This is a genomic window from Flavobacterium sp. (assembly GCF_029945805.1).
Classification (GTDB): domain Bacteria; phylum Bacteroidota; class Bacteroidia; order Flavobacteriales; family Flavobacteriaceae; genus Flavobacterium.
Genome location: NZ_JAQSDH010000010.1, coordinates 57,758 through 76,587 on the forward strand (window position 1 = coordinate 57,758; position 18,830 = coordinate 76,587).

The following is an 18,830-nucleotide window of genomic DNA, read 5'->3' on the forward strand; positions in this document are numbered from 1 at the left end:
CGAATCCCTTCGTGTGGTTTTTATAATTTAAAATATTGAAAAACAACTAACCAACACCCCCGCTACCGCACGAATCCCTTCGTGTGGTTTTTATAATTTAAAATATTGAAAAACAACTAACCAACACCCCCGCTACCGCACGAATCCCTTCGTGTGGTTTTTATAATTTAAAATATTGAAAAACAACTAAGCAACCCCCCTCGCTACCGCACGAATCCCTTCGTGTGGTTTTTATAATTTAAGATATTGAAAAACAACTAACCAAAACACAACTGCAAAACTTACAAAATACAATCCTTCTGGATTATGAAATTTATAATTCCTACTCTTACTATAACTCTTTTTGTAAATATAATTACTAACAAGACACACGCGAAGGGATTCGCGCGGTAGCGGGGACAATGGGGTTCTAATTGCCCCCGCTACCAAGACACACACGAAGGGATTCGCGCGGTAGTGGGGACACACGCGAAGGGATTCGCGCGGTAGCGGGGTTCTAATTGTGTTTTGTTGTGATTGGGAGCCCTTCGACTGCGCTCAGGGTGACAATGGGGTTCTAATTGCCCCCGCTACCGCACGAATCCCTTCGTGTGGTTTTTATAATTTAAAATATTGAATAACAACTAACCAACCCACAACTGCAAAACTCACAAAATACAATCTTTCTGGATTATGAAATTTATAATTCCTACTCCTACTATAACTCTTTTTGTAAATATTATAATATAATTACTAACAAGACGCACGCGAAGGGATTCGCGCGGTAGCGGGGGATTCGCGCGGTAGCGGGGGAATTACAGCGGGATTTGTAGTGTGTTACCTTATTGTTACTATTTTGGTAAGTAATTCGCTAAACAAGTTAAACTTTTATTAACAAATTGTGTAAAGTGTTGATAATTTGTTGATTTACTGTATTGAAATTTTAAAATAAAATGTACATTTGGGGAGTTTTTAGTGTTTTATTTCACTAAAAATTGGATGTTTTTTAGTAAACATTGACACACGTCTATCGTTAAACCCATCCTAATGGTGCGTTTATCGGTAGTTTGTACTGTTTGTCGAAAAATTGCACTTTTTGATACTATAACTGTTGTTAATTTGTTTTTATGGCGTAGTTTTAACGTCTTAACCGCAGTGTAGTACTTTTAAGCTATACTGATACTGTTTATAAAAAAAAGAAAAAGTATGAAAAAATTTTTACTTACGACCCCGAGTAAAGTTGCCTGTTTTTATTTTAGAACACTAGCTGTTCTTACCCTTCTTATAGGAGTTACTACGATTTCGCAGGCCCAATGTAACGTGTATGAACATTATAATAGTGGTACTTTGCCTGCTGGTTATTCCACTGGCGGACCTGGTGGTTTTGCAGCGTTCAATCCACCTGCGCGTGCTACTGGCGGTATTAGTGCTACCCCAAGGACAGGTAATAATGCTTTACAGTCAACAAATGTAGGTAATTACGTTGAAACCCCAACCATTAGCAATCCGGATGTTTTTTCCTTTTGGATGAAAAGAAATGCAGGATCAGCTGCGTTTTATGATTTGCAGATTAATGATGGCGTAAACGGTTGGCAGAGTTTGAAAAATGCTACAGCCTTAACTAACTACGGTATTGCTACTTATACTTTTCCGGGTGGTGCTGCTGACCTTATTACTACGGGAGTGTCGTTAACTACCACTTGGCAACGAATATCGGTAAAATTTGATGCGGCACCAGTATCTGGTTACGGCAACACTAACATAAAGTTCAGGATATTAGACAATAGAAATATTGGTCCCTACCCTGTGCCAAGGATAATGTGGTTGGATGACATATCTTGGTCTTCAAAAAATCCTGCGTTAAATAATTTAATTATCCCAGAATTAAACGTTACAGCAGTTTGTTCATCAACTATTGGAGTAAATCCTCTTTTATATCCTGCTGAATATACCTTATTTGATGTTGGAGGGGAATATGATTTCTATAATTTCAGTCAAGATAATAATTTAACTTTTACGCCTACTGCGGGTGACAAATTAGAGATAACCTTTGTAACCTTCAATACAAATGCAGATCCGCTTGATTATATTTCTGTATCAGGTGGAACTCCTACATTAACTAACTATACAGGAGCAAGTAATCCGGGTACAGTTTTTTATGCTGGTGCTATAAATGCTCCTATGTCGGTTCGTTTTATATCAGATTTAGGAACAGCATCAACTACAGACGGTTTTAGAATTACGGTAAAATGTGTTTCGGGAACTGCTTGTTCGGCACCCGGTGCTTTGAACGCTGTAACAGATATTCGTTCTAACCGTGCAACTGCCTCATGGGTTGCAGCTGCAGGACCACCAGCGGGTTATGATATTTATGTTGATACTAATATAGCCGCAGTACCAGGTACGCCGAGTTATACTAGTGTTGCTCCTAACCGCTTTTTAACAGGTTTGCTTCCGTCTACTACTTATTACTACTGGGTACGCTCTAATTGTGGTGGTACACAAAGTGCTTGGGTAGGACCTTCGGCCGCTTTTAGTACCATTTGTGCGGGCATTAGCCCACCTTATACAGAAAACTTTAATGGGCAGCCTACGAGTGCGATTCCTTCATGTACTTTTTCAGACAACGCGAGTTGGCAAGTAAATACCGTTAATGGGTATTTGACCAATAATGTTGTAGGTACTAATTGGTTCACCAGAGGCGTTAATTTGGCGGGTGTTACTGAGTATCGTTTGTCGTATGATTACGGTAGTGCCTTAGGTAATTTGAATTTAAATGTTTATTACGGTGTAACCGCAAATGCGCCTACTGCAGCCAATATAAACACACTGCTGGCTTCTAATGTAAACGTAACAGGATTAAGCACCGCGATTGTAAATTTCACAACGGGCTTCGTAGGTACGTACTACATTCGGTTTGAATTGGCTAGCGTTTCGGCTGCGCCTAATACGCTTATTATTTTAGATAATATCAACTTAATTCAGGAAACGTGTGGACCGGGTCGAACTTTAGCAGCTTCGGCTATAACCGCTTCTGCCGCTACGGTTACTTGGCTAGCTCCGGCAGCACCTTATTCGCCACCAGCCAATGGGTACCAGTATTTTTTAAGTACTTCAAATGCAACTCCTCCATATAGTGCGTCTCCAACTGGAACCACACCAGCAGGAGTAACCACAGTTAACTTAGCAGGCTTGTCGTCAAGTACTACCTATTATATATGGGTGCGTTCCAATTGTTCGGGTTATTTTAGTTCGTGGTCTGTACCGACTTCGTTTACCACCTCAGTGGGTTTAACTCCTTTAGTGTTAGATGCAGTTACAAACGGTACTTCTAGAATTGGTTGCGATTATAGCTTCTTTGATAGTGGTAGTGGCGCAGCAGATTATCAAAATAGTGAAGCGTATACCGTTACGCTGTTTCCTACAAGTGCAGGAACCAAAGTACAAGTGAATTTTAATTCCTTCGCTACAGAAGCACAATATGACGGATTGTCTATTTTTAACGGTAATAGCATAGCGGCGCCCTTAATTGGCTCTGGATTACCAGCAGGTTTTAATGCGGGTACTTGTCCGGCGGGTTCTTTTTATGGAACGCTTTCACCGGGAATCATTACTTCATCTGCAGCAGATGGATCATTGACTTTCAGATTTACAAGCGATGGATCAGTACTGCGTGCGGGATGGTCCGCTTTTGTTAGTTGTGTTGTTGCTCCTACGATTACGAGTTTCACACCAGCAAATAATAACTGTGGCACGAGCACAACCGTGGTCATAACTGGAAGCAATTTTTTTAGTTCTCCTAGTCCTTATGCTGTTACTGGGGTTTCCTTTAATGGTGTCCCTGCGACTTTTGTTGTAAATAGTCTTACTCAAATCACGGCCACTATTCCTGCGGGTGCTAATTCTGGTTTAATAAGAGTTATAAATGCCACAGCAACAGGATTTAGTTTAACTCCTTTTTCTGTTTTGCTACCCCCACCAGTAACAACAGGCGTGGTTATTTGCCAAGGCGGTTCAGGATCAATGACTACAGCTACGGTTTGTAATGGTTTTGTGAATTCGGGTACCTCTATCGGAGGCACTATGAATGCTGGTGTAGATTTAGTAGCTCCGCGACCAGCTCCTGCGGGAGGAAATTCAACGGCGTGTGCATTTCTTGGTGGATCAATACGAAATTATCAATCGGTTCAATTTCAGGTAAGCGTTAGTGGTACGCATGTGTTTCAAATGGCGAGTCCGTTTGATGCCATGGGGTATATTACCACAGCACCTTTTACTGCTGGAAATTGTGGCTCGGGAACTTATATAATAGGCGATGATGACTCTAATGGAGGATTGCAACCGCGACTTACTATTGCTTTAACAGCAGGAACAACTTATATCTTATTCACAACATCATGGGGTGGAACCGGTGACGTTTCTGGAGCTTATAACTGGACGATTACGCCACCATCTGGAGGTCAAATCATGTTACAAGGAAGTCCAAACATGAATTGGTACACTTCTGCTACGGGCGGTTCTCCATTAGGAACCGGCGGTGCTTCGTTTAATCCGGTTGGCGTTGCAGGTTCTGGATTGCCTAATACGAATACTGCGGGTACTACAACTTTTTATGCGGCGTGTTCTTCTAATGCTACTTGTAGAACTGCTACGACTTTCGTAATCAATCCGCGTCCAACAGTAACATTTACGGTTCAGCCGGGCGCTACTGCTTGTGCTTTAAGCAATGTTACATATACCACTCAAGCCGGTCAGACCAATTATATTTGGACCGTTCCGGGTGTATTAGGTACAGATTATACTATAACTTCTGGCGGACTTGGTACCGCGAGTAATACGGTTACTCTTCAATGGCTAACAACAGGTGTCAAAACGGTAACTATAAATTATACTAATGCTACTAATTGTGCGGCTGCAGTGGCTACATCTTCAACTGCTACTACCGTTTCGGCTTCAGGTTTCGTAACTACCGTTACGCCAAGTGCCGCTTCTATTTGTGCTAATGTTCCTCAAGTGCTAACCGCTACTTCGGGTACGGCTAATTTCTTTACTTGGGCTACCACGGCAGGAGCTTTGTTTACAGATGCCGCTTGCACGATTCCGTATGTTGCTTTAACCAATTCAGCTACAGTTTATTTTAAAGGTCTTACTAATGCAACGGTTACTACTACAAGTACCGTTGGCGGAACAGGATGTTCTACTATAACTACAGTAGCGATTACAATCAATAAAGCCATTTGGACTGGTGTTTGGTCTAATGGAACTGGTCCAACTAGTGCTATCAGCGCCGAGTTTCAAGGTAATTTTACCTCTTCTGTAAACGCATCGGCTACGTCCGGTAATGTATCAGCTTGTAGTGTCATTGTAACTAGCGGTACGGTTTTGTTTGACCGAGGAACACTTACTGTTGAAAATACAGTAGCTGTTAACGCAGGAACACTGACTTTTGAAGATACTTTATTTGATGTGAGTTTGCATCAGCCTAATACGGTGACTAATGCAGCAGGAGTATATTCGGGAGGAAATACCGGAAATATTACTTTTAGAAGAACATCAACTCCAATGTATAAATTAGATTATACTTATTGGTCTTCTCCGGTTTATCCACAAAATTTAGTGGCGGTATCACCATTGAGCCCACTTTTTTATTATTACGATGCTTTAGCTACTGCGCCGAACTGGCAAGTTGTGACTTCCTCTGCCACCCTTATGGATGTAGGGCAAGGATATCTAATACGAGCTCCTTCTAATTTCCCTGTATTCGTAACTCCGCTTACGCCAACCCCTTTAAATTATACTGCTAGTTTTGCTGGCGTTCCTAATAATGGATCGCAATCGATTCAAATAGGCGTTACTTTAGGTATCAATCAGTTTAATTTGCTAGGTAATCCTTATCCAAGTTCCTTGTTTGCCGATAATTTCATTACAGCAAATCCTAATGTTGGTGCGCTTTATTTCTGGACTCATAACACCAATATAGCTCCAATTGGAAATGGAACGTATCAATATACTAATGATGATTATGCCATTTATACTTTACTTGGAGGAACTGGTACGCAGCCTTCAGGCGTTAATGGTGCAGGTAATAATACGCAACCTACTGGTTATATCGCTTCTGGTCAAGGGTTCTTTACCAAAGGGGTAGCGACTATTACTGGTGCTGGACCAAATTATTTTGCTAATTTCACAAACGCTATGCGTGTAGCTGGTAACAATGCGCAGTTTTTTAGAACATCCAATCCAACGCTTGGACAAAGTACGAATTCACTTGAAAAACATCGTTATTGGTTAAATATTGCTAATGCGCAAGGTGCTTTTAGAGAAATATTGGTAGGTTATGTTGAAAGCGCCACCATGGGAATTGACCGATTATTTGATGCTGAGATGTCAGAAACACCAAATGTAATTTCACTTTACACTATGGTTGACACAAAGAAAATAGCTATACAAGGACGACCATTGCCTTTTGAAAATTCGGATACGGTACCCTTAGCGTATAAATCAACTACGGCAAGTAGCTATACGATAACAATGCCGCAATATGATGGTTTGTTTACTTCGCAGCATGTTTATTTGGAAGATCGACTTTTAAATGTAGTACATGATTTAACCGAAGGGCCTTACACTTTTGCTACAGAAATTGGTACGTTTGAAGAACGATTCTTACTGCGTTACACAACTACTACTTTAGGTACAAATAATCCTGTATTTAATGAAAATTCTGTTATTGTGTATAAAAGCCAACAAGGTTTAATTGTCAATTCGGGTACCGAGATTATGAAAACGGTTACTGTATTTGATATCAGAGGAAGAATATTAGCAACCCAAAAACAAGTAGGAACTACAACCACGGTATTTACCACTTTACCAACAACGCAGCAAGTGTTATTGGTAAAAATAGAAGGTGAAAACGGGGGAGTTGTTACTAAGAAAGTGGTTTACTAAAACAAAGTTTTATAGTTTAGAGCCCCAATGCATTTTTAGTGTATTGGGGCTTTTTTTATGAATACTTTTGAAAATTAACACCTGCTTTCGCAATTATTTTAAATCCTTCATTATTAATTGTTTTCTTTTTTATTTTGTCAAAACGCGATCCAATTTTTACTACACGAAAAGAATTACATTTTCAGGTAGTTTAGTAATTTTTTAGGAAAACAAATGTTGTTAATCGATTAAATGGGTTTTTAATCGATTTGGTTCATTTTTGCTTCACATATTCTTAACATTGTGATTATCTTAACAGTCTCATTTAACCCAATTTTTTTTAATTATGATTAGAAACTACACTCTTTTGAGTTCGAGATTAACATCTTGCCTTAAAATGTGGAACACAAGTAGTGTCGGTTCGCCGCCTTCTTCTGGTTCCATTAAAAATCGAACTTCGGTTCAGTGGTTTGCTTCATTGCTATTCCTTTTACTAGGATTTAGTAATTATGGACAGACTACTTTGATTAGTCCCACGGGAGACGGTGGATTTGAAAATGGAGCTACTTTGGCAGCCAACAACTGGACTGCTGTAAATTCAACTACAGATAGTTGGATTGCGGGCTCAACACCAGTTGTAAGTGCAGGTACAAGATGTGCCTTTGTCAGTTCTACTGCCACAGGAGCGCAAACATGGACTTATTCTCAAATAAGTACCATACAACACTTGTATTATGATGTTACAATCCCTGCTGGTCAGACTGTTGTAACATTAGCATTCAAATGGAAAGCTAACGGTGAAGGTTCTACTACTTCTGACTGGGATAATTTAAAAGTGTTTTGGGGTACAACTGCTAATATTGGTGTACCTGTGGCGAACACTGCACTTAGTGCAACTTTTCAGGTTTCTGGTACTGGAGCTACTTCTGGCATGTATAAATTAAGTTCTGCAGCTTATAATAATGAAACAATTACTGTTTCAGGAATAGCGGGCGCAACTTACAGACTTGTTTTTAGTTGGAAATCAGATAGTTCAACTATTTCAAATCCTCCAGCTTCTATCGATGAAGTTAACATGGTAGCAAACGCGCCAGCTGCCTTTACTGCAGTTCAAGGTGGTCTTTGGTCATCAGCAGCTACTTGGGGAGGTTCAGTTCCTGGAGCTGGTAATGATGTTACTATTCCTGCGGGAATGATAGTCACAGTTGATCAAGTTACGTCTTATCGTAATCTAACAATTGGAGGGAGAGTACAATGGAATGGTACTGCTAATGCTATGACATTAGGAGGTAATCTAACTATTAATAGTGGCGGCGTCTTTTTACCTTATTCTACTGTAGCTACTCCGGTTGGTGTAGCTATTACTGTAGGTGGTAATTTCACTAATAATGGCTTTGCCAATTTAGCAACTGCTAATTCGGGGTTAACTTTTAATGGTTCCGGTTCCACCTTAGGGGGTTCAGGTACTTTTGTAGGTGATGGGACCAATGGTTTTATTCGATCTTTATTGTTCAGCAATACTGGTAGTAATGCAGTTACTACTACTCAAAATTTAATTGTAACTAATACATTAGCTCAAAGTGCTGGTTCTTTAAATACGAATGGTAAATTAACCTTAGACAATACGGCTCAGGTTTACGGTCTGGCTTTTAATACTTCTGTTGCGAGTGTTGCAGTTACTGCTATGGGTTCATTATATTCGGTGTCTCCAATTGTTTTTGGTGTTGCTTGTACACGATGGACGAGTGGTGGTGCTAGTGCTAGCAATATTCGTTATGTATCTGGTGGTAATGTGTACTTAGGGACTTCAACAGCAGGTCTTGGTACTGTTGCTCCTATACATACTAGTGGTTTAGGTGGTACTAATAGTAATTTATTATGGTTAGGAACTGTAGGTACATTAGGTACCCCTTGGCCTTATAATGTTGCTCCATCTATAGGTACTCAATATTTTTATGGAGGCAATTTATATGTTGCTACTGCAGCTACTGCAGCTACAACACCTCCAACTCATACTTCGGGTCTAACAGGTAGTTATTTATATGTAGGAACCGTTGCAACTGCATCAGTTAATTATGATGCCACTACACTAACTGTGCGTAGTTTAAACTTGACAAGTGCGGGTAGCGGTTATTCTTCCGCTCCTTCAGTAGCGTTTACTGTTGGTGTTGCTGCTGGTGCTGGTTCTGGTGCTGCTGCAAGTTCAGCAGTATTCCAACAAATTGCAGGTCCTGCTTCATTCAGTATGCAAAAAGGTGGAGGAAATGCAACTTTTTCTGGTGGACTAACCATCAATAGTGATCAAGGGGCATTTACTTCAGGTAATCCGCAATCTTCTTCAGGTGTTGGTTCAGTGTTCACTTCAAATGGAGGTGTTAATTATACTGCTGCACCTACGGTTGGTTTCTCAGGACCAACTGCTCTAAACTTAATAACAAATCCTGGTTCGGGTTATGTTACTGCTCCTACAATCACGTTGAGTGGTGGTACACTTGTTTCAGGCGCGGCACTTACATCGGCTAACTTTACTATTACAGTAAACAACGGAGTTGTAGAGTCGGTATACTTAACAGGTACGGCTACATATTCTGTTCCTCCTACATTAGCATTAACTGCAAGTCCGGGAGTAACGGCTACTTTAGAGTTTCCACTTGGATGTTGGCCATCAGCAACAGCAAATATCGGTACTAATGGCCAGTTAACTAGTTTTACAATGTCTAAAGCTGGTTTTGGTTATGTTGCTGCACCTACTGTAGGGTTATTGGGTGGTACATCTACTATCGTGGCTACAGCGCCAACAGCTCGTGTAGCTTTATACAATTTGACTACAAACTTCTTTGCTCCTGCTGCTACACCTGCTGTAGGTTTAGATGATGCTTCCATTCCAACTAACCGTAAAATTAATACGTTAACTTTAGCGGGTGCTGGACTTGGTCAAAATCTAAGCAGTGGTTTAACGCTTTATGGTACAACGCCATTGTCGTTAACAGCAAGTGCTAATGGAACAGGAAATATTTTAGACATGGGCGGTAACACTGTTACTTGTACTTGGAATGGTTTTGCTGGTTTGTCCTCTACTTTTGGAGCTTCCAATACTTTCATTAGAAATGGTTCCTTCAAGTTAACAGGTCGTGGTGGTGCAAGTACTTTCAATTTCCCGTTCTCTGGAACGGTTTCTTGGTTTGCTGGTTCGACACCAACTGTTACAACAACAGGATCATCTGTAACCGTAGTTACTGTTTCTGATACTGCAACTCCAACCAATGCTTCTGTTGGAACGGGTCTTGCAGTGGGTAACAGAGCCTTTAGAGTACAATATCCTTCAGGTACAACTGGATTGACTCCTACAGTTACCTTAAACTTTAATGGTCAAGACGGTTTGTCTGGTACTCAAGATCAATTGTTGATTTCTGAGTCTAGTGCTTTATCAGGTCCTTGGACGGTTCGTAGCGTAGCTTCTTTAACAGGTGTTATTCCTGCAACAGGTAGCAGAACTACAGCAACTGCCACGCCAGGACCAATTGTTCCAACAGGAAACAATTTTTATGCTTGGTCCAATTCTGTTCCGACAATCATCAATGTATTGCCTTTAACAGTATGTGCTAATTCAGGTACGTTCACACTTACAGGAACTAGCTTAACAGGTGTTACTGCGGTGGCTATTGGCGGTACGGCTGTAACCTCTTTTGTAGTAGTTAATGAAACTACTATTACGGGAGTTGCTGGTGCTGGAACTACTGGTTTTATATCTATTGTAAAAAATAGTACAACATATACGGGTATTGAGACTATAACTGTTGCACCTTCGCCAACTGCTCCTGCAGTGGCACCTGCTACGGTTACTGTTAACTTAGGAGGAACCGTTAATTTAACTGCTTCAGGCGGTGCCGGTACTTTTAATTGGTACAATGTGGCAGCTGGTGGAACTCCAATCTTTACCGGTGCTACCTATACTGCACCAGTATGTGCAACTACTATACTATATGTTGCAGAAAATAATGGATCTTGTGAGGGTGCAAGAACTGCTGTTCCAGTAACGGTAACACCTACATTGATTGCTGCTACTCCGGCTACATTTTGTGGAACGGGTGGTACGGTTACCCTAAATGTTACTCCAATAGATGGGTCTATAACGTACGCTTGGACTAATTTAACTCCTTCGGCTACTTTACTTTCTAATACTGGAAATTCGGTTACCGCTACTGTTACTGAAAATTCAGATTTTACAGTTACGGCTACGGGTCCTGCTGGTTGTTCCGCAACAGCATCTTTCTCTGTATCAGTTTACCCTTTGCCAACGGCAACGGTAACCACTACGGCTAATGGCGTTTGTCCAGGAACAAGTGCAACTATCAATTCAGGTTTATCTGCAGGTAACTTTACTGTAACATCAACCCCTTATGTAGCATTTACTGTTCCTCCAAGTGCCGTTACTGTAATCACAAATGGCGTGGCAAATGTACCTTTAACAGGAGGTAGTTTGGATGATGGTGGATGGTCAGGTTTACCTATAGGTTTTAATTTTAACTTTTTTGGAAATTCATTTTCAACAATTTCAGCAGGTACTAACGGATTATTGATGTTTGGTACGCCTCCAGGATATGGAACAGGTGCTGGTCAATTAGGTCAATTCACATTTACTACTGCACCTGCTGTATTTCCAAATGCAGCTAACCCAGGTAATGTAATTGCCTTAATGGCTGCGGATCAATATTTTGGTTCTGGTTTAGCCGGATCTGCTTCTAGTACTCTTAAATACTGGACACAAGGTATTGCTCCAAATAGAATATTTGTAATTGAGTATAGTGATGTTGATGGATGTTGTTCAAATTTAGGTACAGGATTCACTGCTCAGGCAAGGTTGTATGAAACAATTGGAAGAGTGGACGTAGCTATTATTTCTAAATCAGATGCACGTGCTTCAACAGTTGGATTACAAAATGATTTAAAAACAATTGGTGCTGTTGCTCCAGGACGTCAGGCATTTACTAGTTTGATAACTACTCCTGAAACGTGGAGATTTAGCCCACCGTCAAATTATACTACAGTTTGGACAGCTGATACAGGTTCAGGTCCAGTTACCATTGCTTCAGGGACTAATATCTTTAGTCAAACTGTTTCTCCAGCGGTAACTACGACTTATTCTATAGCCTATACTAACCAAACAACAGGTTGTTCAAATGCTCCAGGATCTGCGCAAGTAGTAATGAGTGTTTTAGGTACTGCTGCTCCTACTGGAGTGAATACTTTAGCTTCATTAACGAGCGTTTGTTTAAATGGAAGTACTAATTTAAGTCTTGATTACGCAGGTTCATTGGATGGTTTAACATTCCAATGGCAGCAAGACACGGGTTCAGGATATACAGATATTGCTGCAGCTACGGCTGCTACTTATACTGCAACTCCATCAGGAGTTACTTCTTACCGTTGTGTAATTACATCATGTGCTTCTGTTGCTGGTCAGTCTACATCGACACCAGTAACCATTACTTATACTAATACTATAGCTAATACTACTCCAGCTACCCGTTGTGGAACTGGTCAAGTAAATTTAAGCGCTACAACATTAAGTCCAGGTGCCTCTATTGTATGGTATGCTGGTGCTTCAGGTGGAACAGCATTATTTACTGGGGCTACTTATCAGCCAACAGTTAGCGCAACTACTACTTATTATGTTGCTGCTGAAACTACAGGACCAGCGTGTTCTAGTCCTAGAGTGGCTGTAACTGCTACTTATCTTGCTCCACCAGCATTTGCTTTGAATGCTGCAAGTGCTGCTATCTGTACTGGGGCAACTTCGGCAACGTTTACAGATGCTGCGGCAGGTGCTAATTATGATACTTTCGTAATTGCTCCAACAACAGGTGTTGCTTCTAGTAATTTGTCAGGAGTTTTCTCTGCAAGTTTTAACCCATCGGTTACAACTACTTACACGATTACAGCTTCAAAGAGTGGCGGAAGTTTATGTTCAATATCAACGCAATTTACAGTTACTGTTGATACCCCTAATGCAACAGCAGCTGTAAATACTGCTATTGTTTGTAGTGGTACTGCTGTGAATTTAAGTGTGACTTCTACAGCTTTGGGAGCAGGTCCTCAGACGGCTCCTACTGGATATTGTGCTGGAGGTGGTGGTACCAATAATGCAGATGATCAAATTTTTGGTTTCTCATTTGGTTCCTTAAGTAATTTAGCTCAAGGAGAGGCTTGTACTTCAAACTACACTGATTATTCTTCTACAATCGCTGCTCCTAGCGTTACTGTAAATGATGTAGTTCCATTCACCGTTATAGCTAACGAATGTGATGGTGCTACCTTTTATTCTAATGGTTTATCAATTTTTATTGATTATAATAGAGATGGAGATTTCTTGGATGCTGGTGAACAAGCTTATACCACTTCTACAACAACAGCGGCTCCGTCTACTCGTTCAGGAAGTATAACAATCCCTGCTACAGCTTCTGCAGGTGTAACTAAAATGAGAGTTGTAATTATCGAATTTGTAACCTCTCCGGGGGCTTGTGATACCTACACTTATGGCGAAACCGAAGATTATAATATAAATATTATTTCTTCTGCAGACGCTACTTCAACTTATACTTATTCTTGGACTTCAACTCCTGCTGGCTTTACTGCAAGTGGTGCTACGACAACGGCTAGTCCAACAGTTACTACTACATATTCTGTGCTTGCTACCTCACCTACGGGTTGTTCTATAACAAAATCAGTATTGGTTACTGTTAGTGGCGGTTCTTCAATCACAACAGGTCCTGTTGCTACACAAACGCGATGTCTTGCTGGAACAGCTGCATTTACCGTTGTTGCTTCAGGTGTAAATCCTACCTACCAATGGAGAAAAGGGTCTACTAATCTTACCGATGGTGGTACTATTAGCGGAGCAACTTCTCCTACACTTACTATCACAGGCTTAGTAGCTGGTGATGCAGGTAATTATAACGTAGTAGTTTCTTCAGATTGTGGTAGCCCAGCTACTAGTGCTGATGCTGCTTTAACAGTAGTTACTCCGCTTGCGGGTATTAGTGCTTCACAAACTACAGTTTGTTCTGGTACTACTGTAACATTAACAGAAAATGGTGGAAGTGCTACTTCATGGAGTTGGTCTCCAGGTGGTGCTACTACTAATGCCATTAGTGTAACGCCAACGAGTACAACAAATTATGTTGTAACAGCAACTACCCAAGTTTCTGGTTGTACTGCTACTGCCAATGTTACGATAAATGTTAACGAGACACCAAGTGCTGTAACAGTAATACCAAATAACGCAACAGTTTGTTCAGGAGCTCCTGTTCAACTAGGTGCTTCAGGTGGAAGCTTTATTACCACTTATTTCTCAGATGCTTTTGATTCTGTATCTCCGCAGTTTACTGCTGCTACTGTTTCAGGGACAACGACTACGTCGGCTACTTTAAATACGACATATCAATCACAAGGTTCAGGTTCTGTGTTGTTCAACACTACAGGTGCCTCTTCTGCGGCTACTTATAGTTTGAATTCCAATGTGAATTTAACTGGTGCTACTACTGCAACTTTAACATTCTCTCATATTGCTTCAATGGAGGGTAATTTTACTTCCTATGATTTTGGATATGTTGAATATTCTTCAGATGGAGGAACTAGCTGGACTACATTTACTTCAGCTAACTATTCAGGAGCTGCTAGTAACACTGTCTTTAGCGGAAGTGATGTTCGATTTAGTACTTTAAGTTATACGGATTGGAATACTACTTTAAACTCTTCAAGTGCAGTTCCAAATAATTCACTTTGGAAAACAGAAAGCTTTACAGTTCCTGCAGGTGCTATCACTAGTCAGTTTAGATTACGTTTTCGTTACACTACCGATAGTTCTGCCAACTGGTTAGGATGGTGGATTGATAATGTAAAAGTAAATGCCAATGGAAATACGCAGTACTCTTGGACTGCAACTCCAGCAACCACTTTATATACTGACGTGGCATTAACAAATGCTTACAATCCAGCTACTTTTGCTCCGACTGTTTATGCTCAGCCAACGGCTCAAACTCAGTTTACAGCAACTGTTGCTAATGGTATATGTAGTAATTCAGGCAGTGCAACTGTAAACGTTAATGCTTTACCAGCTATTACTTTAGCCAACAGCATTACAGTATGTAAAGGTACAGGTGCTACAATCACTATACCTGAAAACAATAATACGTACTCTTGGTCTCCAAGTACTGGAATAACGGTTCTTGATATTCAATCAGTTCTTGCAAATCCGGTAAGTACTCAAATTTACACGGTTACTACTACCAATACTAGTACTTTCTGTCAATCTACAAACCAAATTACGGTTAATGTAAATGATCCGGGAACTATAGTTACGCAGCCTACAAATAAAATTGTGGCAACTGGTTTCGGAACTACTTATACAGTTGTAGGTACTACAGGAATCACTTATGGGTATCAGTGGCAGCGAAAAACAGGGCCAAGTAGCTATGTTAACTTAGCGAATGATTCTAATTATGCGGGTGTTAGTTCTTCTGTATTAACAGTAAGTAACTCTGGTACAGGTACCGCTATAAGTGGTGCGATTTACAGATGTTTATTGACTCCACCAGCTCCTTGTGCTGATTTGAGTACAAATGATGTTACATTAACAGTAAGCAGTACGGGAATTGCTAGTAGTCCAAGTGACGTAAACATTTGTTTGCCAACGCCTACGACAGCACAGTTTAGTGTAGTTACTAACGGAGATCCGGCTTATTTAGTGGAATGGCAAGTAAGTACCAACAATGGATTGAGTTACAATACCATTGCTTTGATTGATGTAGATGATACATTCCTTTACATCGGGCCAAACACTATCGCTGTTCCAGGATTAACCTTTGAACATCCATTAGATTCAGGGAATGATACTGGAAGTGATTATACAATATTAAACGTGTCAGGAATTTCAAATCCTGGTAACTTATTATTCAAAGCCTTTGTAAATGAGTCATTTCCAAGTGGCGTTGCGACTTTAGCAGTTAGCAGTCCAGTTGGTTTTGCTACTAACTTAGCAACAACAGAAATTATAAGATGTAAAACTCCAGCTTCAGCAGTAGCTTCAAATTTAGCTATAGCCACAAGTGGAACGGTAACTTCAGTTCAATGGAGATACGATACCACTCCAGGAGGAAGTTTTACAAATGTTGTAACTAATAATACTCCAGCTGGAGCAACTTATGCTGCTACTGCTGTTGGAAATGCTTATTCATTAGATGTAACGACTAATGCTTCAACACCTGCTGGTAGTTATTACTACAAGGCGTTTGTATTAGGTTCAGCTGCTTGTGGATTGATTCCAGCAGAGTCGGATATGGCAACAATTACAGTTGTTAGTCCTGCTGTAGCTATCAGTTCTTCAGCTGCATCGTATTGTACACCTGGAGCTGCTGTAGTTTTAACTGCAAGTGGCGCTACAGGGTATTCCTGGTCGTCTACGCCAGCTGGATTTACAAGCACTTCAACTAGTGTGTCGGTAACTCCTTCAGTTGCTACCATATATACTGTTGAAGGAACGGATTCAAACGGTTGTACCAACACAGCAACATTTAACGTTGGAGTAGGTAGTTCGTTTACAGTGGCAGCAACAAGTGCTTCTAGCACAGTTTGTCCTTCAACTTCGGTACAATTGAATTCAACAGTTGTATTCTCAGCACCTGCCTTAATTGATCCAACAACTGTTGGTGGTTTTGAGTCAGGAGCAACTTTCCCATTAAATGGGTGGACTTTGCTAAATGGTGCAACTAACAACTGGTTTGTTGGAACTGCGGCCGGAGTTCAGGCGGGTACCAATGCTGCTTTTATTGGAACCGGAAACGTTGCTACAGGTTCAGCTAGTGTTAATCATTTCTATAGAGATATTGCAATTCCTGCAGGTTCAACAAATATTACGTTGAAGTTTTACATGAAAATGGCTATAATAGATAATACATTTGATTACTTGAATGTTTATACTACCACTATTGCTAACACACCAGTTGCAGGTACTTTACCTAGTGCGGGTTACACAACAGTATTGTCATATACGACTCCTGCTTTAAGCGCTTATACTCTAAGAACATTTACGCTTCCTAATGCATTAGCGGGAACTACGGTAAGATTAGTATTTACATACAAATCAGATGGAGCATCTCCATTCTCTGCACCAGCTGTTGATAATATTGAGTTGACAACAACTCCGAATAATACATTAACTTATGCTTGGTCTACAGTGCCTTCTAGTGCATTTACTGCAGCTGTAGCTAATCCGATAGTGACTCCAACAGCTACTACTAGTTACAACTTAACTGTAACATCTAATTCAGGATGTTCAGCTACACTAGCGGTTCCGTTAACAGTTACTGTGGATTCAGCACTACCAACTTTCACTACTGCAACACCAGCAAGTCAGTCACTTTGTTCTGGAACAGCTGTTAGTTTTGCTGTAGTTGGTACAAGTGCCACTCCATTAACTTACGTATGGAAGAAAAATGGGGTAGCTATACCATCAGCAACTAATGCTACTTTAACGGGTACTACTACAACTGCTGCTAGCACAGCCTCTAATTTTACTAGTGATACTTACACTGTAGATATAATAGGTTGTTCAACAGTGACTGCAACGTTTACTTTAACGGTTAATCCACTACCAACAGCTACTATAGCTGGTACTACAAGTGTATGTCAAAATAATGCTTCGCCTTTGGTGACCTTTACAGGTGCTACTGGTTCGGCTCCCTATACTTTTACATACAAAATAAATGGTGGGACCAATCAAACGGTTACAACTACTTCAGGTAATAGTGTAACAGTTGCTGTACCAACAACTACTGCAGGTTCATTTAATTATTCATTAGTAAGTGTACAAGATGCAAATACTTGTTCTCAAGCACAATCTGGTAGCGCGATTATATTCGTTAATGCGGCACTGACTGCAGCAACACTAAGTCCAGTTACAACAGTTTGTCAAGGGAATACTTTGAATTTCAATGCTACGGTTGCACCTTTATCTGGTTATTCAATGAATGTAAACAGTGCAGTTCCTTTTATTGACATTGACGCAACAGGAACTTCTGTTGGTGTAATTGGTGATGATACTGAACATAACTTGACAATTCCATCGTTCACATTTAATGGAGTTGCCTATACTACCGCACGAGTTGGTAACAATGGTATCTTAGCTTTTGGTTCAACAGCAGGAGATATTAACTACTCTAACATAGGATTGCCAGCACCGTTAGGTTTTAATGGTAGTGGGCTTATGACAAATGTAGCAGGATCTACTTTAACAGCTATTTGTGCTTTATGGGATGATTTGACTCCTTCATCTACTTTACCAAGTTCTATTAGAACGCAAACAGTAGGTACCAAGTATATTGTTCAATGGACAAATGAAGACAGTTTTAGTGCTACAGGAACTGGAACGATTACTTTCCAAATTCAATTAGACACAGCAAACGGTCAGATTCATTTGGTTTATCCAGATGTTAATTTTGGAGCACCAGGATTTGATTCTGCTGCTAATGCCACCGTTGGTTTGAATTTTAGTGCTTCATCTGCATTGCAATATTCATTGAATGCGGCTAGTTTAGTTGATGGACAAAGTTTAACCTTTACACCAGCAACCTATAGTTATGCTTGGAGCGGACCAAATGGTTTTAGTGCTACGGTTCAAAACCCAAGTATCACTAATGCTCAACTTGCAGCGACAGGTACTTATACATTAGTACTTACTAATGGAAATGGTTGTTCAGCTACCTCTACAGTAGGTGCAACAGTATCAGCACAACCACTTTGGTATTTAGATGCCGATGCTGATGGCTACTATACTGGAACATCAATTGTGTCATGTACTTCACCAGGAGTAGGTTATACTACTACAGTAACAGCAGGTGGCGATTGTAATGATAGCGTTTTTGCTATTA

2 protein-coding genes are annotated in these 18,830 nt (G+C 40.4%); both read left to right on the plus strand.

Annotated features, from left to right (window positions below; translation table 11 throughout):
• Positions 1–1,185: 1,185 nt before the first annotated feature.
• A complete protein-coding gene (locus tag PSU83_RS02505; protein WP_300586341.1) occupies positions 1,186–6,924 on the plus strand; it encodes a T9SS sorting signal type C domain-containing protein in 5,739 nt (1,912 codons plus the stop codon).
• Positions 6,925–7,249: 325 nt separating this feature from the next.
• On the plus strand, positions 7,250–18,830 hold an 11,581-nt coding region (locus PSU83_RS02510), incomplete at its 3' end, for a GEVED domain-containing protein (RefSeq protein ID WP_300586343.1).

What these genes read in the sequence shown, in the direction of transcription:
- PSU83_RS02505 (WP_300586341.1), top strand. Translation starts at nt 1,186, where the DNA reads ATGAAAAAATTTTTACTTACGACCCCGAGTAAAGTTGCCTGTTTTTAT.